This window comes from Streptomyces sp. NPDC001668 (genome assembly GCF_042893155.1).
Classification (GTDB): domain Bacteria; phylum Actinomycetota; class Actinomycetes; order Streptomycetales; family Streptomycetaceae; genus Streptomyces.
Genome location: NZ_JBIAUQ010000021.1, coordinates 149,867 through 170,997 on the forward strand (window position 1 = coordinate 149,867; position 21,131 = coordinate 170,997).

Sequence of the window (21,131 nt, forward strand, 5' to 3'; positions counted from 1 at the left end):
CCCTGGCCGCCATGGCCCAGCCATTGGCCACTTCGGCCCAGCCGCTCACCACGACGGCCGCGAACCTCGTCCAGTCCGTCGACTGGCTCGCCATCGCGCCGCCCACCATCACGGCGGTCCTCGGACTCGTCGTCCTCGTCGCCGATCTGTTCGTCGGCGAGCACAAGAAGGCCCTGCTCGGGTGGGTCTCCGTCGCGGGTCTGGCCGCCTCCGCGCTCCTCCTGCTGCCTCTCCTGGACGGCGACCGCAGCACCTTCTGCCTGACCGGCGACGCCGACATCTGCAGCTACACGGCCGACCGCTTCACACTCGTCATCCAGTTCCTCGTCCTCGGCGGCGCCCTCCTGGCGGCCCTCCTGTCGGTCACCACCCTCAAGGACGCCGACAGGAAACTCCCCGAAGGGGAGTACTGGTTCCTGCTGCTCTCCTCAGCAGCCGGCGCCGCACTCCTGCCGGCCTCCCGCGACCTGGCAACCCTGATCGTCGCCCTGGAAGTCGCCTCCCTGCCCGCCTTCGCCCTCGTCGGCATCCGGCACGGCGACCGGAAGTCCTCCGAAGCGGCCCTGAAGTTCTTCCTTTCCTCCGTCACCGCCACCGCGGTCAGCCTCATGGGCATCAGCTTCGTGTACGCCTCCACGGGCACCCTCTACCTCACCCAGGTCGCCGACCGCATCCAGCACGTCGACGGACAGCTCCACACCCTCGCCCAGACGGGTGTCGTCCTCACCCTCGTCGGCTTCGCCTTCAAGACCGCCGCCGTCCCCTTCCACTTCTGGGTGCCCGACACCTACGTGGGCGCGCCCCTCCCGATCGCCGCCTACCTGTCCGTCGTCGGCAAGGCGGTCGGCTTCTCCGGCCTGATCCTCATCACCGTCGTCGCCCTGCCCTCGTACGCCGACGTCTGGGGTCCGGCACTCGCCGCTCTGGCCGCCCTCACCATGACCGTCGGCAACGTCGGCGCCCTGCGACAGCAGGCCACGCGCGCGTACAGCGCCGTTCGGCTGCTCGCCTGGTCCTCCGTCGGCCAGGCCGGCTACCTCCTCGTCCCGATCGCCGCCGCCGCGTACTCCGGCGACGCCGAGCGGTCCGTGGGCTCCACCGTCGCCTACGCCCTTATGTACGCCGGCGTGAACCTCGGCGCCTTCACGGTGGCCGCACTGGTGGGCCGTACGAAGGCCGCGAACCGCATCGCCGACTACCGCGGCCTCTACGCGGCCAACCCTCTCGCCGCTCTCCTGCTGGCCTTCTTCCTGCTCTGCCTGGCAGGACTGCCGCCAGGCATCATCGGCCTGTTCGCCAAGGTCACCGTCTTCTCGGCAGCCGTGGACGCCGGACTCGGCTGGCTCGCCGTGGTCATGGCCGTCAACGTCGTGATCGCGCTGTTCTACTACCTCCAGTGGACGACCCTGCTGTTCCAGGCCCCGGAAGGCGAAACCGCCGCGCACCGCGTCCCGGCCCCCCTCACCGCCGCGCTCGCCCTGACCGGCGTCCTCGGCCTCGCCCTCTCGGGCGCACCCCAACTGGTGCTGCGCTTCACCGACACCGGACTCTTCTGAACCCGTCGGCCCGGACCTGAACGCCCGCTCCAGGACCGTCACCCGGACGGCCCACCTGGGCCTCCGTACGCACAAGGGAACTAGTGGCCGCCGCCTGGCGTTGAGCAAGACGGGAAGGTCCACTGGACGTGACACCACGGACGGTGGCCCGGACGACATCGGAGACCAGCAAGCAAAGGGTTCCCCTGCTGCACCACTTGGAGGGAGTACCGTGCACCGCCGGCACAACGGGCTCAGGACCGCAGTCCTCCTCGGGGGACTGTCCGCACTCATCATCGTCATCGGCAGCTTCTTCGGCCGCATGGGGCTGGTCGTGGCCGTCCTGATCGCGCTGGGCACCAACGCGTACGCGTACTGGAACAGCGACAAGCTGGCTCTACGCGCGATGCGTGCCCGCCCGGTGAGCGAGTTCGAGGCACCGGCGCTGTACCGCATGGTCCGTGAACTCTCCACGCAGGCCCGTCAGCCCATGCCGCGCCTGTACATCTCGCCGACCGAGGCCCCCAACGCCTTCGCGACCGGCCGCAACCCGCGCAACGCCGCCGTGTGCTGCACCGACGGCATCCTGCGCATGCTGGACGAGCGCGAACTGCGCGGCGTCATCGGCCACGAACTCAGCCATGTCTACAACCGCGACATCCTGATCTCGTCGGTCGCCGGCGCCCTCGCCTCCGTGATCATGTTCCTGGTCAACTTCGCCTGGCTGATCCCCATCGGCCGCTCCGACGACGATGACGGCCCGGGCCTCCTCGGCATGCTGATGATCATGATCCTCGGACCGCTGGCGGCCAGCCTCATCCAGCTGGCCATCAGCCGCTCCAGGGAGTACGAGGCGGACGCGTCCGGCGCCCAGCTCACAGGCGATCCCCTCGCCCTCGCCAGCGCCCTGCGCAAGCTCGAGACGGGCACCAAGCAGCTGCCGTTGCCCCCCGAGCCACGCATCGAGACCGCGAGCCACATGATGATCGCGAACCCGTTCCGCCCTGGCCAGGGACTGTCCAAGGTGTTCTCGACACACCCGCCGATGGCGGACCGCATCGCCCGGCTCGAGAAAATGGCAGGTCGCCCCCAGTGAAAACCATCCTGAACGTCATCTGGCTCGTCCTGAGCGGCTTCTGGCTCTTCCTCGCCTATCTGGCCGCGGGCGCGCTGCTCTGCGTCACCATCATCGGCATCCCGTTCGGCGTAGCGGCATTCCGTATCGGCGTCTACGCCCTGTGGCCCTTCGGGTACACCACGGTCGAGCGCCGCGACGCGGGCGCGCCCTCCTGCGTCGGCAACGTCCTGTGGCTGGTCCTCGCCGGCTGGTGGCTGGCCCTGGGCCACATCGCCACGGGCCTCGTCCTCTGCGTCACGATCATCGGCATCCCGTTCGGCATCGCCAACTTCAAGCTGATCCCCGTGTCCCTGTTCCCCCTGGGTCGCGAGATCGTCCCCACGAACGAGCCGTTCGCCGCCCGCTGACGGACAGGTACTGCCCCCTGAAGGACAGGCAGGGGAGTGGGGGCGCCGAGACCGGCCCGAAGTTTTCCACAACCCGGAGGTTGTCCACAGGCCTGCCCGGCTGTCGGTGCCGCCCTGCATCATGAATGCATGACCGAGAGCGAGCAGTTGCTGGCACGGGTGGCGGACAAGGCCCGCAACACCCGCCCGTGGGGCTGGGCTTCCCTCCCCGAGCCGGTGGACGCGGCCACCCTGGCCCGCGCCGAGGCCGCGTTGGGCTTTCGCCTGCCTCCCCTGCTCGCCGACCTCTACCGGCAGATAGGGGACGGCGGATTCGGCCCGGAATACGGCCTGTTGCCCCTGCTCGACAGCGCTCCGGCCGGCGAACCCGCAGCCGTCCTCCAATACCTGGCCAACCGCAAGAGCGGCCGCAAGGACCCCGACTGGCCCTGGCCCGAGGGCGTCCTGCCGATGTCCCACTGGGGCTGTGCGATGTACGCGTGCGTGGACTGCCACAGCCCGGCGGCCCCCGTCCTCCTCTTCGAGCCGAACGGCGGAGACCGCGACCACTCCTGGTTCGTCGACGCCCCCACCCTCGCGGACTGGTTGCAGGCCTGGGTCGACGGCACGGGCTGGTACGAGGAGATGAACGAGGACCTGGAGATGACTCCTTGGGCCGAGTTCCGGATACGCACGGCACCGCCGGCCCACGCGACCTGACGCTCCCGTCAGGGGCGCCCGACCACGACTACCGCCCTGCCCACCGCTTCCGTACGCCGTACGCCACCGCCCCGACCGCCAGCACCCCCGCGCCCACCACCACCGAGACCCCGGGCAGCGCGAACGCCAGCACCACACACCCGAGCAGTCCCACCACCGGCACCACCCGGGCGGCCGGGGCCGAACCGAGCGTCCAGGCCGACGCGTTGGCCACCGCGTAGTACGCGAGCACACCGAAGGAGGAGAAACCGATCGCGCCCCGTACGTCCACCGTGGCGGCGAGGACCGCGACCACCGCGCCCACGGCCAGCTCGGCCCGGTGCGGCACCTGGAAACGGGGATGCACCGCGGACAGCGCGCCCGGCAGATGCCGGTCCCGGGCCATGGCCAGCGTCGTCCGTGAGACACCCAGAATCAGGGCGAGCAGCGAGCCCAGCGCGGCCACGGCGGCGCCCACCCGCACGACCGGCACCATTCCCGGCACCCCGGCCGCCCGTACCGCCTCGGCCAGCGGTGCGTCGGCACGGCCCAGAGCATCGGCACCCAGCACGGAAAGGACAGCCACCGCCACACCCGCGTACACCACCAGCGTGATGCCCAGCGCGAGGGGGATCGCGCGAGGGATGGTGCGGGCGGGATCCCGTACCTCCTCACCGAGGGTCGCGACACGCGCGTACCCCGCGAACGCGAAGAACAGCAGTCCGGCCGCCTGCAGCACCCCGGCCACGCCCCCGGAGACCCCGGCATCCAGCCGTCCGGCCTCCGACGCCCCGGACCCCAGACACACGACCACCACGGAAGCGAGGACAGCCAGGACCACCGCCACGATCGCCCGGGTCAGCCAGGCCGACTTCTGGATGCCGCCGTAGTTCACCGCGGTCAGCGCCACCACGGCCCCGACGGCCACGGCATGGGCCTGCCCCGGCCAGACGTACGCCCCCACCGTCAGCGCCATCGCCGCACAGGAGGCCGTCTTGCCCACCACGAACGACCAGCCCGCGAGGTAACCCCAGAACGGTCCGAGCCGTTCCCGCCCGTACACATAGGTGCCGCCGGAGGCCGGGTACAGGGCGGCCAGCCGCGCCGAGGACGTGGCGTTGCAGTAGGCGACCACGGCTGCGACCGCGAGCCCGAGCAGCAGCCCGGATCCGGCCGCGCGCGCCGCCGGTCCGAGGGCGGCGAAGATACCCGCGCCGATCATCGAGCCGAGCCCGATGACGACGGCGTCCCCTATTCCCAGCGTGCGCCGCAGCTCGGCACCGGATTGCGTCATGGGCCGCACCCTACTGATCCCGTGCAACCGCGGGATGCGGCCCTGACGTCCTCTTCAGCAACAAGACGCGAACAGGCGCTCGACGAACGCGAGACACGAGCCGCACGAGCACGACGCACGACCCGTCAGTGCGGAAGGGCAGGTTCAGGGCATGAGCATCATCGGCTGGATCATCCTGGGACTGTTGGCCGGAGCCATCGCCAAGTTGCTGCTGCCGGGCCGTGACCCGGGCGGCTTCGTCGGGACGACCCTCATCGGTGTCGCGGGCGCGTTCATCGGCGGCTGGATATCGGCCCGCTGGCTGGACCACCCGGTCACCAAGAGCTTCTACGACGGGGCTACCTGGGCCGCCGCGATCGGCGGTTCCCTCGTGCTCCTGATCGCCTACCGTCTCCTGTTCGGCAACTCGCGCGACTGACCCCCGAACCGCAGCCAGCAGGCGAGAAGGGTGGGCACCGGCCAGGTACCCACCCTTCCTCGGCCTCGTGGCCTCGTGGATCGGTGATTCAGCGCCTCACCGGTAGTTCACGAACTGGATCGCGAAGTCGAAGTCCTTGCCCTTCAGCAGGGCGATGACGGACTGCAGGTCGTCACGGCTCTTCGAGCTGACGCGCAGCTCGTCCCCCTGGACCTGGGCCTTCACGCCCTTCGGACCCTCGTCACGGATGATCTTCGCGACCTTCTTGGCGTTGTCCTGGGAGATGCCCTCCTCGATCGACGCGAAGATCTTGTACTCCTTGCCGGAGAGCTGCGGCTCGCCCGCGTCGAGAGCCTTCAGCGAGATCCCACGCTTGATCAGCTTGGACTGGAAGACGTCGAGGACGGCGTTGACCCGGTCCTCGGAGTTCGCCTCCATGAGGATCTTGTCACCGGACCACGAGATCGAGGCACCCACGCCCTTGAAGTCGTAGCGCTGGGAGATCTCCTTGGCGGCCTGGTTGAGGGCGTTGTCGACCTCCTGCCGCTCGACCTTCGAGACGATGTCGAAACTGGAGTCGGCCATGTCCTGTGGCTCCTTGTATCGGGGTGCGTATCGGCGTGCGTACGGATGCGTATCGGCGTACGTGGGGGCGGGCGCCGAGCCCGTCGTGAACCCGGCCCGCATCCGCCCAAGACTAGTCACCCCCCGCGCTCCGGGCGCAGATCAATCGGGTGGCGAAGCACCCCTCGGCATCGGGTATTGTTTACGTCGTTGCCACGGAGCACCGCCGAAAGACGGTTCGAAGGGCAGCAAAACCCGGCGGTGTGCCCGAGCGGCCAAAGGGAGCAGACTGTAAATCTGCCGGCTCAGCCTTCCCAGGTTCGAATCCTGGCGCCGCCACGCTGAGAAAGACCCCCTCCGAACTGCGGAAACGCAGAGCGGAGGGGGTCTCTTCGTATTCGAACACGATCAGTCGAACGTGAATCGAAACGAGGTGCTTGTCTCACCGTATCTCGGGCGAGTCCGAAGCCTGATCAGCGTGCGTCCCCCAGATGTCCCCCGGGGAACGGGCCTGCTCCGTCCCATTCCCGCAGGCCAGCTTCGATCTGGCGGTTCGCTCGCTCCTGCGCCTGCGCCAACACCTTGGCGTACACGCGCAACAGCACCGCCACGGAGTGGCCAGCTCGACGCGCAACCTCCATCGGGTCAACCCCGCTGTAGAGCCAGAACGAGACCCCGGCGCACCGGAGGTCGTACGGCCGCCGCGCGAGCGGTGACGCCGCTTCCTCCGGCGTCAGCACCTTCTCTCGGGCTGACTCCCACACCTCGCCATATCCCGTGTCTTGAATCACACCGCCGCGGCTCGTACGGAACAGCCGGCCGTCGGGAGCCGTCCCGTAGCGCTGGAGGTGCCCACGCAGCATCGCGACGAAGTGCGGAGGGATGGGGACCACGCGCGATTCCCTTTCTGCTCGCGCCTTGAGATGCCGGTTCTGATGGGCCCGACCGTCGTCCGTCCAGTTCCGCCCGGCGTGGACGATCCCGCCGCGAAGTGTGAGCTTGCCCTACCCGGTCTCCGGCAAATGGCACTGGGACGCCGTCAGCCCAACCGCTTCGGCGGGACGCATGGCGGCGTAGTACAGGCACCCGAAGAAACCTTCGAGGTGCTCGCCACGTGCGCCTGATGTAGCCAAGCTGTTGGCCTTCCGCGAGGACGCCGCCGCTTGGCTGCGCGGTCTCGGCTCGGACCAGTGGAGCCGTCCGTACCCGGCCGACAAGCTCCTTGCGACGATCGAAGCAGGCACGGTGTTCATGCTTCGCGACGGGCACACAACCGCCGGCACCATCACGCTCACCGCAGACGCCGAAGACGGCCTCTGGAGTGACGACGAACTGACCGAACCGTCGATGTTCATTAACAAACTCACCGTCGCCCGCGAGTACGCCGGGCAGAATCTCGGCGGTCGATTGCTCGACTGGGCGGGCGATCGGGCGAAGCGCGGAGGGGCCCGGTGGATTCGGTTGGACGCCTGGACGACGAATGACGCGCTCCAGTGATACTACCTAAGGCTGTCCCGCAAGGGCTGGCTGGCGCCCGCGCCAGGTGCTGAGCGGGATACTCGCGAGACTCCGACACGAGGCTGTGGCAGCCTGCCGACATGCCAGAGCTGCGCGTTCATGCGGGCCGTCCCTACACCATCCAGTTCCACCACGCCTTGCCGGACGACGCATGGTGTGTGGAGCTGAGCGAGGCCGTCCCGGCGCCGGCCGCATGGGCTGAGATCCCCCACGCCGAAACGCATTTGCCTGGAGTGGCCTTCCTGGTGGCGGTGATACCCGACGAGGATCCGGACCTGGAACCGACCGTCCACATCCACAGTCACGACGAGCACGTCATCCCCTACGAGATCATGCGCTGGTTCATGGAGCACGTGGCCGAGCAGGTTGAACGCTGCCGCATCGCCTTCGAGCAGGGAGAACCTGAAGCAGTGGAATGATCACGCAGTGACTGGTGTGATCACGGCGCCGGATTCTTCCTGGATAGCCCCGTTCAGCGGACTGAGCCCGCGTCAGTCCGGCAAGCTGATCACCGCGCTTCGGCGCGAGGGTGCAGATCCGGTGCGCAAGGGCCGGCCGTGAAGTCTGCCTGGACTGGCCACGTCAGCAGGCGCAGCACCGTTGGCCGCTGCCCCTTCACGACTGGCGCCGTCCCCTAATCGCGAGCGAACCCTCCGTGAGGCGTTAGCCATCAGGCGGTGTGGGGCGTGCGAGGTGTCGGACGAAAACGCAGCTCCGAGGCCTCGGCTTTGACGGCGTTCTTTGACGGCAACGGCAGCCGACGTTGCCGTACCAGGACAGCCAGCCTCGCACCAGTCCGAGCAGACGGGGAGGCCTTATCCCTGGCCATCAGATCGGCCAGATGATCTCCTAATGCTGTGGTCAGCACACCGCGGATTATCTGTGGACAGGCCCCGGCTGGCGGGCGGAGCACCGCTCGGAGGTCACCGCGTTCGAGCCGAGTGCAGTGCGATGTCTGTGGGCCATGTGTGGGCCAACGCGCCGGGAGATCGGACCAGCTGACGCATCGGTGCAGGTCAGAACAGGAATCGAACGCGACATCACGACGCTCTTGAAATCCGTTGTGCAGCCGGCCATCGGGGCGCAAGGTGGCGGCTGCTCAGCCAGATATCGGTCAACTGCCTGCGCCGGATCTGCGGGTGTCAGCGAGGCGGTACTGGCCCACTTCCGGGTCCTGAGGGCCCTCCATCCCGAGGTCTCGCCGCATGGCTTCTCGCAGATGCGCGTTCTCCCGCCAAAGATCCGCGCGACAGACCACATAGGAGTTGCCCCGGATGGTCGGTTCCTCTATGAGCCGGTCACGCATCGCAGCCAAGGCATCACACGCAGCCTCGGCCAGGCGAATGATCTCGGCTGAGGCAGCGAGTGACAGGCTCTGTCTCAAGCGCCAGATACCGGCACCGTCAAGGGCCCGGTGAAGCTCGCCATAGAGCGCGTCGCCTGACGGGCGATCGGGCCGTAGAACGATGCCTCGCATGTCGGAGTGCCCGCGGCTCAGGGCCATCAGAAACTCCGAGTACACGACCCTTCTCGTCTGCACAGCCTCACGCTCTCGCTCGCGGTTCCAGCGGAGGCGCTCGGCACCCAACGCCGCCCCGACGCCCACAACGGCCCCTGCCAGACTGCTGATCGGTGATATCCAGTCCACTGCTGAGTGCTACCCAAATGTCCGATACCCGCTAACACTACGGGCGTTGTCAGTACGTGGCGCTACCGTGCGAGCGTGAATGATCTCCTGGGTAAGGTCCTGGAGCTCCAATTGTCCTGGACGGCCGCCAACACGGAAGAGATGCAGGAACGCGGCGTCATCATCCGGCAGTTGATCCCCGACCTCTTGCGGGCAGAGGAGGTCCCTCTGTCGACTGAGCTCGGCGTTCCGCTCGCTGACTTCGCTGTCGAGGGCCGTGACGGTCAAGTCGGAGGTCCCGTGGGTTCGCGTGTTCGGGCGCGAGGAGTCTCCGAGTTCGACCATCGGGTGGTACGTCGTCTACCTGTTCAGCGCCTCCGGCCGACACGTGTATCTGTCTCTGAACCAGGGGACGACGATCTGGACGGGCGGGGTGTTCAAACCGCGCAAGCTGGCAGATCTTCGGGCTCGTGTCGATTGGGCGCTGCCACTGCTGGCAGAAGCCACCACCGGGCGACCAGACCTGCGCAGGACGATCGAATTGGAAGCCAGGACCCCGCTGGGCCGCGGTTACGAGCCAGGGAACGCGCTGGCCATCGCGTACGAGCGCGATCAACTGCCCGCGCAGGAGACCCTGCTGGACGACCTGCACTTCATGGCGGGGCTCCTCGGCGCCCTGTACAAGGCTGAGCGGTTGTCTCCCTACATCCCCGGAGATCCCGCCCCGGAGGTGGTGGAGGCCGAGCAGAGCGTGGCGAAGACCGCTGGCCGGCGCACCCGCAGCGGTTCGCCGGCCGAGTAGGTCGGGGCAGGGTTTTCTGCTTACGGCGGGCGAGCGGCGAGCCATCGAGCGCCACAGCGTCCGCATGGCCACTGAGCACTTTGTGGCACAGGGGGGAAGGTCAAGGACGTCGGCGACAAGGAATCCTTTGAACTTCTGCTCACACAGGGCGAACGACGGCTGCACGTTGAGGTCAAGGGAACGACTTCGGGAGGGCAGGAAGTGATTCTCACGCGCGCTGAGGTCGAGAAGCAGCGCAGGTACTACCCCGGACAACGCGTTGGTCGTCGTGCATTCGATCGGCTTGGATCGCACGCAAGAGGATCCTGCCGCATCTGGAGGTGTCCTCCACTGCACCTCACCGTGGGTGGTTGAAGACGAAGAGCTCACGGTGATCTCGTACGTGTACCGGACGCGGGTTGACAGCCAACAGCCTGCTGAGGAAGTCAGGAATTCGCCCCTGGTTCCCCCAGGCGTCCCCCAGCAGCGGCCTGCGGGGGAAGAACCGCAGGTCACCGATCGTGAGCGGAACCCGCAGTAAGACTGCTCAGTCGGCCAGTTGTCGATCGGGATCACGGTCCCGGTGTGCAGGGGGCAGAAGTAGTTTTCACACCAGCGCCTAGCGCGCCGACGCGTATAAATTTCCGGGGAATGTTGATCGACAGCAAGATCCAAGTTGCGGCGTCGTGGCGCGATGCGGTGGCGGAACCTGGCGCAGGCGTCGGACTGGAGTAGCCGTGCCGGGGGCACCGGGCGAGGCAGGCAGGACAGATCCGTGGGGGGGGGGGGGGGGGGGGGGCCCCCCCCCCCCCCCCCCCCCCCCCCACCCCCCCCCCCCCCCCCCCCCCCCCCCCCCCCCCCCCCGTACNNACGTGGTGGGTGGGGGGGGGGGGGTGGGGGGGGGTGGGGGGGGGGGGGGGGGGGCGGGGGGGGGGGGGGGGGTGTGGGGGGGGGGGGGGGGGGGGGGCCCCCCCCCCCCCCCCCCCCACCACAGCAGCTCCAACGCGCCAAGGGCACACCGCGCACCACACTAGTCGCCCTCCGACCGCGATGCCGTCCCACGGCAGTGGGGCATGGCGGTCAAGTGGCGGGAATCAAATTAAACGAGGAGAATAGGCGGCATAAGGCTTGGGGCTGTAATCCCGGCAGGATCGGCACCCGAGTCCCTAAGGGGTCATGCGTATTCGCGCCTCAGGGCAACGTTCACACGTTCATGCAGTCATCATTACTACCACGGCCTGGGAGCGGATTCCCTCGGCTATCTATCTGCGCTTACTGTCTCAGTAGCGCGCTTCTCATTTCCGCAGGTGCTACCACAGCCATAGCAGCCACCCAGCCTCCTACCACGCTCCGGTCCAATAAATGGATGAGGCGGGCGAATGGCCCTGACTGGCCGGAACCCTAGTGCGGCAGCCGCGCCGGTTCGGCGCCCGGCTCCTGTAGACCGTGCCACTCCCACGGTGAGGCGGCGCTAGATCGGGGAGTAGATAGTGTACGAACCGGAGCAATACCCACCGCGAGCGCGGCAGCAGAACATTGCCCTTCTGGACGCCATGTTCCAGGCCCACGACCAAGTGTCCTTCGACGCGGCCAGTGGCCAGGTCGTCGAGTGGTTCCATCGCAGCGTGCTGTCGGAGTTCGACTGGATCACGCAGAGGACACCCGTGAACCAGCGGGACACGATCCTCGCACTTGGTGACCACCTGGACGCCCTGGTCGCGGAACGCCATTGCGCGACGCCCAGGACAGCCGACCGGCTGGTGGCCATCGTTGAAGCGCTGACGCAGACCGTGCGGTCGGCTTGCGATGCCGCCGCCCTCCTCCGCTTCGTCGGCATGCACCTGACCAACGCCCTGCTCGTGCTGCTCGACGACCCGGCCACCCGGCGAGCCGCTCGGCGTTTCGCGCAGCGCTGGCGTGGGCTCGGCGGGGAGGCGTATCTCCTGGAGATCCGGCGCCCGCCAGCAGAGGAGAGCCCGCCCGGCAACGACTGGGCCAGCGGGTTGGCCCAGATCCGGAACCTAGCCCTCAACGAAGAGCTTGAACCACTGGCGCGGCTCACAGACCACGCGTTGGCGCTGCTCGCGGCGCGAGATCGTTCATTGGACAAGTACGAGGGTGACTGGTTGACCGGGGTCGGTCCGTGTGCCAGGTGCGCCATGAGTTTCGCGTCGCGCGTCGTGACCTGCATAGATGAGTCTTGCGACTTCGTTGGCAGCTTCGGCTCCAAGATGGTCCTTGTGCGTGCGGGGCTGAACACGGAGTCGTGCCTGTTCTGCGGCTATCGCGCGATTCTGAATTCACCGGCGCTGTTTTACTCACCGTCGAGGTCCCAGGTCGTCTACTTCGTTCCCAGGTGGGGCGGCATGACCGAAGACGACGCACTCGCCACTTTCGGGTCGTTCGTCACGGCGTCGCAGGAGAGCTACCTCGCCCGGCTGCCGACCGAGGACGCCAAGCGGTTCGAGGAGGCCAGCGAGCTGATCGCGTGGAGTTGGTCGGAGTTCCTCTATGCGATCCACTTCGGCGAGACCATCGGCGAGGACCACGTGTTCAACCTTGTCCGGTTCAACACTACGGGCGGCGGACTCCTCATCGATTTCACCAAGGGGTTTATGCGTGAGCTCGCACCGGAAGAGGTAATCGCTTATCAGGCCCTGCCGCATGTGGAAACGGGACCCTTGCTGGCCGAGAATCTGCGGCAAAGCATGGAGCAGGGGAACGGCTCTGACGCCGTGTCGACTGACATCATCGACGACGACGTCTACAGAGCCGTGGCCCGGACCCTGCTGGAGTACGGCGAAGCCCTAGGTGGCGAGAACGAAATCGGACAGAGGATGATAGTCCGTGGCTGACGTGCTCGACTTCCTTACGAACAAGACAGGTGTCGTCTCGGCGCTGGTCGTCCTGGTCGGACTCGTGGCGGCCACGGTGGGCGTCGTCCGACCAACCCTGTCCGATCGCCGGGCCCGCCGCGAGTTGCGGGCGGCGCTCGTGTTCTCCGAGCCGTGGCTCACCGACGTAGCGACGTGGTCGCGGTTCTGCGAGCTCCGGTTCATGGTGTCCAACAGTGGCAAGAACACGGTCGTTCTCCGGGCTGTCCGGCTTGTCGTGCTCAGCCGTGAACCGAGCCGGACGCTGCGGCAGACCGAGCCGGCCGCGCCAGTAGTCGTGCACAAGCATCGCGTCGAGCTGTGCCCTGACCGGGACGAGTACGACATACGCTCCCGCATGTTCGGCCGCTCCGCAGAACCGCTGTCCTACGCTCAGGGGGAGACCGAGGCGTTCATCGTCAAACTGGTGTCGCGAGAGCCCTACCGGTACGAGTTCCGCCTTGACTTCGAGTGGTTCGATGCCACCACTCCGGCGCGGACTCAAATAGCGTCGTCCGATGCCCTGACCGTGGACTTTCCTGCGGACGGACGAGATCCGGCCCCAAACTAGCATTGCAGTATTAGACGCACTCGCACTGCGGACGGTGGCAGGTTGTTCAGTTCGGCGTCGGTGATGGCGACGACCAGGTCCCGGGCGTACTCGTAGCCTTTGCCGATCTCCGACTGGGTCACCTCTCGGTCCCCCAGCTCGTAAACCGTTGGGATGCGGAAGCGGTCCACGTCCTCCAATTGGTACTGGTGGAACTGGATGTTGCGTGGAAGACGAAGACCTCACGGTGATCTCGTATGCGTATCGGACGCAGGTTGGCAGCTCACGTTCTGATGAGGAGAGTGAACGGAGCCCGCTGCAAATCTGCCGGCTCAGAGGGGGTCTCTTGGTGTGCCGTGAGGCCGGGGTACGCGACGGTGCAGGGTGATGCGGGACGCCGGTGGGCGCGGCGGGTTCGGGACACGCGTTCGCGTTCCTCCTGCAGTGCTGCCCGCATGTAGCGGTAGCGGTCCAGGGCGTGACCTCGCATCCAGACGGCCGAGCAGCAGAAGCCGATGAGGGCGGCCGCGATGACGAGAGGGAGGGCCAGTGATCCGGCGGCTGCCCCCAGGACGACCAGGGCGGCCGCGACCAGGCCCATGAACCCCAGCGAGTACGGCAGCCAACGGCTCTTGCGTTCCAGCCGGCCCAGCTGGTCGTCCACCAGGGCTCGCATGGACGCCCGTTCCCCGGGATCGCTCGGCACCTCGCGATGGCGGATCTTGCGGCTGAGCTCGGCGAGACCGCGCGGGTCGGTGCCTGCCGCGCGACTCGCCCGGCGACGCTGCGCCGCCAGGACCGCGACGCTGATGGCGGTGTAGAAGGCCCCCTGAATCACCCACAGGACCGGATGCCTGAACTGACGGAACAAGGCGTTGACCCCCACAACCAGAAGAAAGACCAGAGCCGCCTATCGGCCGGGAACGCGACAGCAGCCGGCCGCAGCCCGTGCAGAGGGCCACCAACACGAACCACCAACACAAACCCCGTCCGCTCGGGGCACACTGACTGCATGTCCAGTCGTCGCAGGCTCTGCCCGGAATGCCGTCGCGAGATCGCCGTCGTCGCCGGCCGCTTCGCCCGGCACGACCCGCCCGGCGCGCGCGAGCGAGGCCAGCTCGTCTCGTGCCCGGGTTCCCGCAGGCAGGCGGAACTCGGAGCGGCCCAGCCGTCGTTGGACGGGTACGCAGTCCCCGTCGTGTCCGGCCAGCTGCCCCTGTTCTGACGCCCGTACGCCCGTACGCACCTACGCGCCCGCGGGCCCAGCCTGCACATCCATCCGCGCGACCAGCCCGCCCTCCCCGAACCGGTACACGTGCTCGACCGTCTCCTCGGCCCACCGCTCACCCGACGCGTCCCGCACCCCGAGCCGTACGGTCACCACCGCCTCGGCGGACCCGCCCGACCGCAGCCCCTCCAGCCGTACGAGGGGGTGCCCCGCCGCGAACTGCCGTGCCCAGTACGCCCGTACCGGCTCACGTCCGTGCAGCCGGCCGCCGTCCAGCATGTTCGGCCAGTCCACGTCCGGGGCCAGACAGTGCGGTACGAAGGCGTCCCGCTCGTCCGTCGCGAAGACCTCGTACATCCGCCGCAGCAGGGCCTCCCGCGCGGCCGGCACCCCCTCGGTGGCCATTCTCAGTTGCCCGCCACCGACTTCACCGCCACCGACACCGGCGTGGAACCGCTCACCAGCTCCAGCGTCAGCCCGGCCGTCGCGGGTGTGTCCAGCAACTCCGCCAGTACGGCGGCCACGTCGTCGCGCGGGACCGGGCCGCGGCCGGTGTGCGCCTCCAGCCGTACGAGACCCTTGCCGGCGTCGTCCGTGAGGGCGCCGGGACGCAGAACCGTCCACTCCAGGGCGTCCAGGCCGCTGACGTAGGCGTCGGCCTCGCCCTTGGCGCGCAGGTACACGTCGAAGACCTCGTCGCCCTCGTGCCGTGGGTCCGCGCCCATGGACGACACGATCACGAAGCGCCGTGCGCCCGCCAGGACCGCCGCGTCCGCGAACAGCACCGCGGCCGCCTTGTCCACGGTGTCCTTCCGGGCCGCGCCGCTGCCGGGGCCCGCGCCCGCCGCGAAGACGGCCGCGTCCGCGCCCCGCAGAGCCGACGCGACCTCCTCGACCGGGGCCGACTCCAGGTCCAGCACGACCGGTTCGGCACCGGCGTCCCGTAGGTCGTCGCCCTGTTCCGCGCGGCGGATGATCCCCGCCACCTCGTCCCCGCGCGCGGCGAGCAGCCGCTCGAGCCGCAGCGCGATCTGACCATGACCACCAGCGATGACAATGCGCATGCCTTCGACCGTACGCCGGAACATCGGCGAACGCCGCGTCAGGGGAGTGCGCAGGGAACACAGGGCACACGCAGGGAACACCCAGGGCCCACGCAGGGCACAAGCCCCCTGCCGACACCCCGCCCCTACGGCACCTTCCCCCGCCCCTGCCGAGGCAGCCCCAACTCCTCCGCCGCGGCCGAGTTGCAGTACTCGCGCACCGCGCTGGTCCGTGCCACCACGCGCCCCCCGTGCACCACGATCCGGCTGTACGCCAGGGAGAGCGCGCCGGCCAGGCGGTCGCCGCGTACCGCGAGCAACTCGGCGGGGAAACCCGCCTCCACGCGGACTTCGGGCAGTCCGAGTACGGCCCGAGCCGAGGCGCTGACCGTGTCGTAGGCGTCCTCGGGCCGCAGCCCGTACCGGGAGGCGAGCAGATACGCGGCCTCCAGCGGGTCCCCGCGGCCCACCGGGTTGGAGGCGTCCCTGAGCGCACCGCTGCCGGCGGCGACCCGGACCCCGGCCGCGCGCAGCAGTCGTACGGGCGCCGTGCCCTTCCGGTCCACGCCCGCGCAGCCGCCCTGCGGCAGGCACACCACCGCGACTCCGGCCGCCGCGAGCTGGTCGGCGGTGCGGGAGACCACCTCGGCGGGGAGGCGGCCGAGGCCCGCGCAGGGGCCGAGGGTGACGCCGGGCCGCAGCCCCCCGGCCATGGCGGCGAGGCGGGCGAGCCGGGCCGGGTCGGTGGCGTCGGTGTGCAGGTCGACGGGGCAGCCGTGCTCCGAGGCGACCTCCAGGACCGCTTCCGCGTAGCCGGTCGGATCGGGGTCGAGATCCGGACAGCCACCCACCACCGAGGCGCCCATCTTCAGCGCGTCCCGCAACAGGGCGAGCCCCTCCGCCCCCGCCACCCCGGTCAGCACCCTGGGCATCGCCACGGTGGTCAACTCGGTGAGCCCGCACAGCGACCGCCGCGCCTGCAGTACGGCGGCCAGCGCGCCCAGCCCCTGGACGTCACCCACGCGCACGTGTGCCCGGAGCGCGGTCGCCCCGTGTCCGAGCTGCAGCAGGGCGGCCTCCGTGGCCCGGCGCTGGACGTCCCGCGGGTCGTAGGGGAGCGGCCCGTCGGCGTCGGCCGACAGCGCGGTGTCGCCGTGGGCGTGCGGCTCGGCGGGGGCCGGCAGCAGCAGGTAGCCGCCGAGGTCCACGCGCGCGCCGCACGCGCGCGTGCCGCCCGCGGCCAGGCTTCCGGCCGTACCGACCGCCTCGATGCGCCCGCCGGCCAGCCGTACGTCCACGGTTCTGCCGTCGGTGAGCCGAGCACCGCACAACAGGAGATCCGCGCCCTCGTGCCGGCCCGCCGACGAGGCACCCGACGGGGACGAGGAGTGGGGCGGCTGCGGCTGGCTGTCGGGCATCGCGCTCCAGGGGCTCGGGGGCTCGGGGGCTCGGGGGTGCGGGGCCCGGAGCCGCCGGAACCGCGCAAGGGGACGCAAGATCACGCAGAGTGAGTCGAGCCTAGGGCGGTGATCCGCTCGTCACGGGGAGGAGCGCAATAGTCGTACCGGTGTGGTCCGCCGTACGGGAGAGGCACTTGAGGCCTCAGGGAAGCCCGTGGATCAAGGCATGCGAGGCGCCACGAAACGGATTTGGGCGAACGGCGGCGGAGCGTGTAATGTCTTCATCGCTCGCCCCAATAGCTCAGTCGGTAGAGCGTCTCCATGGTAAGGAGAAGGTCTACGGTTCGATTCCGTATTGGGGCTCTGGTGTGGAAGGTTCCCGTCGCGAGGCGGGGACCAACCGCATCACAGCGGTGTAGCTCAGTCGGTAGAGCAAGCGGCTCATAATCGCTGTGTCACCGGTTCAAGTCCGGTCACCGCTACAGACAGTAGCCGATTGTGGGGTCGGTCCTTCGATCGGCTACTCTTCTATGCGTTAATCGTCCCATCCGTTCGTCAAGGAGCACTCCTGTGGCTGCCACCGACGTCCGCCCGAAGATCACGCTGGCCTGCGTGGAGTGCAAGGAGCGGAACTACATCACCAAGAAGAACCGGCGTAACAACCCGGACCGACTGGAGATGAAGAAGCACTGCCCGCGTTGCAACGCGCACACCGCGCACCGCGAAACGCGATAAATCAGGCTCGTACACGAGGCCGTCCCCGAGAGATCGGGGGCGGCCTCGCGTCGTTGAGAGACCCGATACCGGTCAGTAAAACAGCGCAGAGCAACCAGGAGGTGCCGAGGGCATGGCGCTCGACCAGTCCTTCGTGGGGCGGACCTATCCGCCCACCGAGCCCTATGAGGTGGGCCGGGAGAAGATCCGCGAGTTCGCCGAGGCCGTGGGGGACACCAACCCCGCGTACACGGACCCGGAGGCCGCCAAGGCGCTCGGTCACCCCGACGTCGTCGCCCCGCCGACCTTCGTGTTCTCGATCACCTTCAAGGCCGCGGGACAGGTCGTGCAGGACCCGCAGCTCGGCCTGGACTACAGCCGCGTGGTGCACGGCGACCAGAAGTTCGCCTACGTCCGCCCCGTGCGCGCCGGTGACCGGCTCACCGTCACCTCCACCATCGAGGCGATCAAGTCGATGGCGGGCAACGACATCCTGGACATCCGCGGCGAGGTCCACGACGAGGCCGGCGAACACGTCGTGACCGCCTGGACCAAGCTCGTCGCGCGCGCAGCAGAGGAGGCGTGACGAAGACCATGACGGCGAAGATCGCATACGGCGACGTCGAGGTCGGCACCGAACTGCCGGCCCAGTCCTTCCCTGTGACCCGCGCCACCCTCGTCCAGTACGCGGGCGCCTCCGGGGACTTCAACCCCATCCACTGGAACGAGAAGTTCGCCAAGGAGGTCGGACTGCCGGACGTCATCGCGCACGGCATGTTCACCATGGCCGAGGCGATCCGCGTGGTGACCGACTGGGTCGGCGATCCGGGCGCGGTCGTCGAGTACGGCGTCCGCTTCACCAGGCCCGTCGTCGTCCCGAACGACGACCAGGGCGCCACGATCGAGGTCAGCGCCAAGGTCGCCGCCAAGCTCGACGACAACACGGTCCGCGTGGACCTCACGGCGACCAGCGAGGGGCAGAAGGTGCTCGGGATGTCGCGGGCGGTCGTACGGCTGGCCTGAGAGCCGGACACGACTGTCGCGGTAAGGGGCGTCCTCCATGGTGGGGCGCCCCTTACCGCGTCCTGGAACTCCGCCTCTTGCCAAGTTAGTGATTGAGTACTAACTTAGTCCGCATGGTCAGGATGAGCGCAGAAGAGAGGCGTGAGAGCGTCATCCGCGCGGCGACGATCGAGTTCGCCCGCGGCGGCTACCACGGCACGTCGACCGAGGCGATCGCCAAGCGGGTCGGGGTGTCGCAGCCGTATCTCTTCCGGCTCTTCCCGGGCAAGAAGGCGATCTTCCTGGCTGCGGCGGAGCGCTGTGTGCAGGACACCATCCGCACCTTCGAGGAAGCCTCCAGGGGGCTGCGGGGCGAGGAGTCCCTGCACGCCATGGCGGACGCGTACACCAAGGTCATCGCGGAGCAGCCCGAGATGCTGATGATGCAGATGCAGATGTACGTCGCGGTGGGCGCCGCCGAGCAGGACGGTGACCACGAGTTCGGCGAGGCCGTCCGGGCCGGCTGGATGCGGCTGTGGGACACCGTCCACCTGCCGCTCGGTGCCGACATCGACGAGACGACGACCTTCCTGGCGTACGGAATGCTCGTCAACTGCCTGGTGGCGATGGGTTTCCCGCCGGGGCACCGGGTCTGGGAGGGGGTGTACCCGTCGGCCAGGTCCAAGGGCCGGCTGCGGCACTGAGTCCGACAGGGGCGTCGTCGGCGCCTTCTCTTGATCGAGAAACTTAGTAATCAATAACTAATCAACGATAACGCCCGCTGGGGGAGCGATGTCAGAGCAAGCGCAAGCCGCACCGACCGAACGTCTCGGGGGAGCCGTCTGGGCCCTCGTCATCACCAGCGTCGCCGGATTCATGGCGGCCCTCGACAACCTCGTCGTCACCACCGCCCTGCCCTCCATCCGCGAGGACCTCGGCGGAGCACTGCACGACCTCGAATGGACCGTCAGCGCCTACACGCTCACCTTCGCCGTCCTGCTCATGACCGGCGCGGCACTCGGCGACCGCTTCGGCCGGCGCCGGCTCTTCCTCACGGGCCTCACGATCTTCACCGGCGCGTCCGCGGCAGCGGCCCTGGCTCCCGGCATCGACAGCCTCATCGCCGCACGGGCGGTCCAGGGCATAGGCGCGGCGATCATGATGCCCCTCACGCTCACCCTCCTCACAGCGGCCGTGCCCGCCGCCAGGCGCGGAATGGCGTACGGCATCTGGGGCGCGGTGAACGGACTCGCGGTCGCCTCCGGACCACTGATCGGCGGCACCCTCACCGAGCACATCTCCTGGCAGTGGATCTTCTGGCTGAACGTCCCCCTCGGCCTCGCCCTCCTCCCCCTCGCCCGCCTGCGCCTCGCCGAGTCCCACGGCACCGGAGCGCGCCTCGACATCCCCGGCACCCTGCTCGCCAGCGGCGGTCTCTTCGGCATCGTCTACGGCCTGGTCCGCGGCCCGTCCGACGGCTGGACCGACCCCCTGGTGCTCCTGGCCCTGTTCACCGGAGCCGCGCTGCTCGCCGCCTTCGTCCTCTACAGCACACGGGCCAAGAACCCCATGCTCCCCATGCGACTGTTCCGCTCCCGTGCCTTCTCCGGCATCAACGCGGCCAGTCTTCTGATGTTCCTCGGGATGTTCGGCTCGATCTTCCTGCTCAGCCAGTACATGCAGGGCGTGCTCGGCTACTCGCCCACCGAGGCGGGCCTGCGGATGCTGCCCTGGACCGGTATGCCGATGCTCGTCGCACCGATCGCCGGGATCCTCTCCGACCGCGTCGGGGGGCGGCCCGTCGTGGCCACGGGGCTCTTCTTCCAGGCGGCGGGACTCGCCTACATGGCGTCCGTGGTCACGGTCGACGCGTCCTACGCCTCGCAGCTTCCCGGTCTCATCCTCAGCGGCATCGGCATGGCACTCTTCTTCGCCCCCGCGTCCAACCTGGTCATGTCCAGCGTGCTGCCCAACGAACAGGGCATCGCGTCCGGCGCCAACAACGCCCTCCGCGAGGTCGGCGGGGCGCTGGGCATCGCCGTCATGGCGTCGATCTTCTCCGCGCAGGGCGGATACGAGAGCGGACAGTCCTTCGTCGACGGGCTGCAGCCGGCGCTGGTCACGGGCAGCGCGGTGGTGGCGGTGGCGGGGGTTGCGGCCCTGCTGATTCCTTCACGGAAGAGGGTTGTGGTGGCGGAGCCGTCGAAGGATGTGCGGGCGCTGGAGACGGTGGCCGGCTGAATCTGTCGGCGAACGGTCCTGCCCGAGAGGGTGGGACCGTTCTGCTGTGCGGGGTTCTGTCGTTGTGCGGGGGAGTGCCGGGTGCGGGCTGGTCGCGCAGTTCCCCGCGGGGCCGCTGCGCTGGGCTTGGGCGGGGCGCCTATGGGGGTGCCGGGTGCGGTTGTCGGGTGGGTGCGGGCC

General features: G+C 68.7%; 23 protein-coding genes, 3 tRNA genes and 3 pseudogenes. 21 read left to right on the forward strand and 8 right to left on the reverse strand.

The window, feature by feature from the left end:
• The first annotated feature begins 11 nt into the window (after nucleotides 1-11).
• From ACFYZ8_RS41225 to ACFYZ8_RS41240, 4 genes are all read left to right on the forward strand, one after another.
• Nucleotides 12-1,556, forward strand: coding sequence for an NADH-quinone oxidoreductase subunit N (locus ACFYZ8_RS41225; RefSeq protein ID WP_388541532.1), 1,545 nt, complete (start codon nucleotides 12-14; stop codon nucleotides 1,554-1,556).
• A 211-nt stretch (nucleotides 1,557-1,767) separates the two neighbouring features.
• Nucleotides 1,768-2,631, forward strand: a complete 864-nt coding sequence (gene htpX / locus ACFYZ8_RS41230; RefSeq protein WP_359032268.1) for a zinc metalloprotease HtpX — start codon at nucleotides 1,768-1,770, stop codon at nucleotides 2,629-2,631.
• Nucleotides 2,628-3,020 (forward strand): YccF domain-containing protein, encoded by a 393-nt coding sequence (locus ACFYZ8_RS41235; protein WP_359032267.1) that lies wholly within the window; start codon nucleotides 2,628-2,630, stop codon nucleotides 3,018-3,020. Before htpX ends, ACFYZ8_RS41235 begins: the two co-directional genes overlap by 4 nt.
• A 129-nt stretch (nucleotides 3,021-3,149) precedes the next feature.
• Nucleotides 3,150-3,719: an SMI1/KNR4 family protein gene (locus ACFYZ8_RS41240; protein ID WP_388541501.1), complete on the forward strand. Its 570-nt coding sequence runs from the start codon at nucleotides 3,150-3,152 to the stop codon at nucleotides 3,717-3,719.
• Nucleotides 3,720-3,747: 28 nt separating this feature from the next.
• On the opposite strand, the gene ACFYZ8_RS41245 is transcribed toward ACFYZ8_RS41240, so the two are convergent.
• Nucleotides 3,748-4,992, reverse strand: coding sequence for an APC family permease (locus ACFYZ8_RS41245; RefSeq protein WP_388541504.1), 1,245 nt, complete (start codon nucleotides 4,990-4,992; stop codon nucleotides 3,748-3,750).
• Between the two features lie 151 nt (nucleotides 4,993-5,143).
• Here ACFYZ8_RS41245 and ACFYZ8_RS41250 point away from each other — a divergent pair, with 151 nt between their 5' ends.
• A complete protein-coding gene (locus ACFYZ8_RS41250; RefSeq protein WP_359032264.1) occupies nucleotides 5,144-5,410 on the forward strand; it encodes a GlsB/YeaQ/YmgE family stress response membrane protein in 267 nt (88 codons plus the stop codon).
• 96 nt (nucleotides 5,411-5,506) lie between these two features.
• Here ACFYZ8_RS41250 and ACFYZ8_RS41255 read toward each other — a convergent pair whose 3' ends face one another.
• The gene (locus ACFYZ8_RS41255; protein WP_007384029.1) at nucleotides 5,507-5,995 is read right to left on the reverse strand and encodes a YajQ family cyclic di-GMP-binding protein; all 489 of its coding nucleotides are present in this window, start codon (nucleotides 5,993-5,995) and stop codon (nucleotides 5,507-5,509) included.
• 236 nt (nucleotides 5,996-6,231) lie between these two features.
• Here ACFYZ8_RS41255 and ACFYZ8_RS41260 point away from each other — a divergent pair.
• Nucleotides 6,232-6,313 (forward strand) — tRNA-Tyr (locus ACFYZ8_RS41260).
• Nucleotides 6,314-6,447: 134 nt separating this feature from the next.
• On the opposite strand, the pseudogene ACFYZ8_RS41265 reads toward ACFYZ8_RS41260, so the two are convergent.
• Nucleotides 6,448-7,095, reverse strand: a pseudogene (locus ACFYZ8_RS41265) (site-specific integrase); the annotation flags it as partial.
• A gap of 13 nt (nucleotides 7,096-7,108) precedes the next feature.
• Here ACFYZ8_RS41265 and ACFYZ8_RS41270 point away from each other — a divergent pair.
• From ACFYZ8_RS41270 to ACFYZ8_RS41300, 7 genes and pseudogenes are all read left to right on the forward strand, one after another.
• Nucleotides 7,109-7,468, forward strand: a pseudogene (locus ACFYZ8_RS41270) (GNAT family N-acetyltransferase); the annotation flags it as partial.
• A gap of 104 nt (nucleotides 7,469-7,572) precedes the next feature.
• A complete protein-coding gene (locus tag ACFYZ8_RS41275; RefSeq protein WP_388541508.1) occupies nucleotides 7,573-7,911 on the forward strand; it encodes a hypothetical protein in 339 nt (112 codons plus the stop codon).
• A 7-nt stretch (nucleotides 7,912-7,918) separates the two neighbouring features.
• Nucleotides 7,919-8,050: pseudogene (locus tag ACFYZ8_RS41280) on the forward strand (IS5/IS1182 family transposase); the annotation flags it as partial.
• Nucleotides 8,051-9,396: 1,346 nt separating this feature from the next.
• Nucleotides 9,397-9,921 (forward strand): MrcB family domain-containing protein, encoded by a 525-nt coding sequence (locus ACFYZ8_RS41285; protein ID WP_388541511.1) that lies wholly within the window; start codon nucleotides 9,397-9,399, stop codon nucleotides 9,919-9,921.
• A 159-nt stretch (nucleotides 9,922-10,080) separates the two neighbouring features.
• Nucleotides 10,081-10,275: a hypothetical protein gene (locus ACFYZ8_RS41290; protein ID WP_388541535.1), complete on the forward strand. Its 195-nt coding sequence runs from the start codon at nucleotides 10,081-10,083 to the stop codon at nucleotides 10,273-10,275.
• Nucleotides 10,276-11,390: 1,115 nt separating this feature from the next.
• Nucleotides 11,391-12,755, forward strand: a complete 1,365-nt coding sequence (locus ACFYZ8_RS41295) for a hypothetical protein (protein WP_388542531.1) — start codon at nucleotides 11,391-11,393, stop codon at nucleotides 12,753-12,755.
• Entirely contained in the window at nucleotides 12,748-13,344 is a 597-nt protein-coding gene (locus ACFYZ8_RS41300; protein ID WP_388542530.1) for a hypothetical protein, read from the forward strand. Before ACFYZ8_RS41295 ends, ACFYZ8_RS41300 begins: the two co-directional genes overlap by 8 nt.
• Here the strand turns inward: ACFYZ8_RS41300 and ACFYZ8_RS41305 are convergent.
• A complete protein-coding gene (locus ACFYZ8_RS41305; protein WP_388542533.1) occupies nucleotides 13,341-13,514 on the reverse strand; it encodes a hypothetical protein in 174 nt (57 codons plus the stop codon). The two genes, ACFYZ8_RS41300 and ACFYZ8_RS41305, sit on opposite strands and share 4 nt — an antisense overlap.
• Nucleotides 13,515-13,606: 92 nt before the next feature.
• Nucleotides 13,607-14,161, reverse strand: coding sequence for a hypothetical protein (locus ACFYZ8_RS41310; RefSeq protein ID WP_388542528.1), 555 nt, complete (start codon nucleotides 14,159-14,161; stop codon nucleotides 13,607-13,609).
• Nucleotides 14,162-14,335: 174 nt separating this feature from the next.
• Between ACFYZ8_RS41310 and ACFYZ8_RS41315 the strand changes: the two genes are divergently transcribed.
• Nucleotides 14,336-14,548 carry a hypothetical protein gene (locus ACFYZ8_RS41315; RefSeq protein WP_352390602.1) on the forward strand — a complete coding sequence of 71 codons (213 nt, stop codon included), beginning with the start codon at nucleotides 14,336-14,338 and terminating at the stop codon, nucleotides 14,546-14,548.
• A gap of 21 nt (nucleotides 14,549-14,569) precedes the next feature.
• On the opposite strand, the gene ACFYZ8_RS41320 is transcribed toward ACFYZ8_RS41315, so the two are convergent.
• From ACFYZ8_RS41320 to ACFYZ8_RS41330, 3 genes are all read right to left on the reverse strand, one after another.
• A complete protein-coding gene (locus ACFYZ8_RS41320; protein ID WP_388542526.1) occupies nucleotides 14,570-14,956 on the reverse strand; it encodes a nuclear transport factor 2 family protein in 387 nt (128 codons plus the stop codon).
• 2 nt (nucleotides 14,957-14,958) lie between these two features.
• On the reverse strand, nucleotides 14,959-15,615 hold the full coding sequence (locus ACFYZ8_RS41325) for an NAD(P)H-binding protein (protein ID WP_388542525.1): 657 nt from the start codon (nucleotides 15,613-15,615) through the stop codon (nucleotides 14,959-14,961).
• Between the two features lie 125 nt (nucleotides 15,616-15,740).
• Nucleotides 15,741-17,012, reverse strand: a complete 1,272-nt coding sequence (locus ACFYZ8_RS41330) for an amidohydrolase family protein (protein WP_388542523.1) — start codon at nucleotides 17,010-17,012, stop codon at nucleotides 15,741-15,743.
• 272 nt (nucleotides 17,013-17,284) lie between these two features.
• Between ACFYZ8_RS41330 and ACFYZ8_RS41335 the strand changes: the two genes are divergently transcribed.
• The 7 genes from ACFYZ8_RS41335 to ACFYZ8_RS41365 all read left to right on the forward strand — a co-directional run bounded on the left by ACFYZ8_RS41335 (nucleotide 17,285) and on the right by ACFYZ8_RS41365 (nucleotide 20,951).
• Nucleotides 17,285-17,357: transfer RNA gene (locus ACFYZ8_RS41335), tRNA-Thr, on the forward strand.
• A 46-nt stretch (nucleotides 17,358-17,403) separates the two neighbouring features.
• Nucleotides 17,404-17,476: transfer RNA gene (locus tag ACFYZ8_RS41340), tRNA-Met, on the forward strand.
• An 88-nt stretch (nucleotides 17,477-17,564) separates the two neighbouring features.
• On the forward strand, nucleotides 17,565-17,729 hold the full coding sequence (rpmG, locus tag ACFYZ8_RS41345; RefSeq protein ID WP_003948671.1) for a 50S ribosomal protein L33: 165 nt from the start codon (nucleotides 17,565-17,567) through the stop codon (nucleotides 17,727-17,729).
• Between the two features lie 112 nt (nucleotides 17,730-17,841).
• Entirely contained in the window at nucleotides 17,842-18,294 is a 453-nt protein-coding gene (locus ACFYZ8_RS41350) for a MaoC family dehydratase N-terminal domain-containing protein (protein WP_359032230.1), read from the forward strand.
• An 8-nt stretch (nucleotides 18,295-18,302) separates the two neighbouring features.
• Nucleotides 18,303-18,731 (forward strand): MaoC family dehydratase, encoded by a 429-nt coding sequence (locus ACFYZ8_RS41355; RefSeq protein WP_359032388.1) that lies wholly within the window; start codon nucleotides 18,303-18,305, stop codon nucleotides 18,729-18,731.
• Nucleotides 18,732-18,844: 113 nt separating this feature from the next.
• A complete protein-coding gene (locus ACFYZ8_RS41360) occupies nucleotides 18,845-19,414 on the forward strand; it encodes a TetR/AcrR family transcriptional regulator (protein ID WP_388542522.1) in 570 nt (189 codons plus the stop codon).
• 88 nt (nucleotides 19,415-19,502) lie between these two features.
• The gene (locus tag ACFYZ8_RS41365) at nucleotides 19,503-20,951 is read left to right on the forward strand and encodes an MFS transporter (protein ID WP_388542520.1); all 1,449 of its coding nucleotides are present in this window, start codon (nucleotides 19,503-19,505) and stop codon (nucleotides 20,949-20,951) included.
• Nucleotides 20,952-21,131 lie beyond the last annotated feature (180 nt).

Bases quoted from the DNA above. Each gene is read 5' to 3' on its own strand.
- ACFYZ8_RS41225 (WP_388541532.1), top strand. From the start codon at position 12: ATGGCCCAGCCATTGGCCACTTCGGCCCAGCCGCTCACCACGACGGCC.
- ACFYZ8_RS41240 (WP_388541501.1), top strand. From the start codon at position 3,150: ATGACCGAGAGCGAGCAGTTGCTGGCACGGGTGGCGGACAAGGCCCGC.
- ACFYZ8_RS41245 (WP_388541504.1), bottom strand. From the start codon at position 4,992: ATGACGCAATCCGGTGCCGAGCTGCGGCGCACGCTGGGAATAGGGGAC.
- ACFYZ8_RS41250 (WP_359032264.1), top strand. From the start codon at position 5,144: ATGAGCATCATCGGCTGGATCATCCTGGGACTGTTGGCCGGAGCCATC.
- ACFYZ8_RS41255 (WP_007384029.1), bottom strand. From the start codon at position 5,995: ATGGCCGACTCCAGTTTCGACATCGTCTCGAAGGTCGAGCGGCAGGAG.
- ACFYZ8_RS41275 (WP_388541508.1), top strand. From the start codon at position 7,573: ATGCCAGAGCTGCGCGTTCATGCGGGCCGTCCCTACACCATCCAGTTC.
- ACFYZ8_RS41315 (WP_352390602.1), top strand. From the start codon at position 14,336: ATGTCCAGTCGTCGCAGGCTCTGCCCGGAATGCCGTCGCGAGATCGCC.
- ACFYZ8_RS41320 (WP_388542526.1), bottom strand. From the start codon at position 14,956: ATGGCCACCGAGGGGGTGCCGGCCGCGCGGGAGGCCCTGCTGCGGCGG.
- ACFYZ8_RS41325 (WP_388542525.1), bottom strand. From the start codon at position 15,615: ATGCGCATTGTCATCGCTGGTGGTCATGGTCAGATCGCGCTGCGGCTC.
- ACFYZ8_RS41330 (WP_388542523.1), bottom strand. From the start codon at position 17,012: ATGCCCGACAGCCAGCCGCAGCCGCCCCACTCCTCGTCCCCGTCGGGT.
- ACFYZ8_RS41350 (WP_359032230.1), top strand. From the start codon at position 17,842: ATGGCGCTCGACCAGTCCTTCGTGGGGCGGACCTATCCGCCCACCGAG.
- ACFYZ8_RS41355 (WP_359032388.1), top strand. From the start codon at position 18,303: ATGACGGCGAAGATCGCATACGGCGACGTCGAGGTCGGCACCGAACTG.
- ACFYZ8_RS41360 (WP_388542522.1), top strand. From the start codon at position 18,845: ATGGTCAGGATGAGCGCAGAAGAGAGGCGTGAGAGCGTCATCCGCGCG.
- ACFYZ8_RS41365 (WP_388542520.1), top strand. From the start codon at position 19,503: ATGTCAGAGCAAGCGCAAGCCGCACCGACCGAACGTCTCGGGGGAGCC.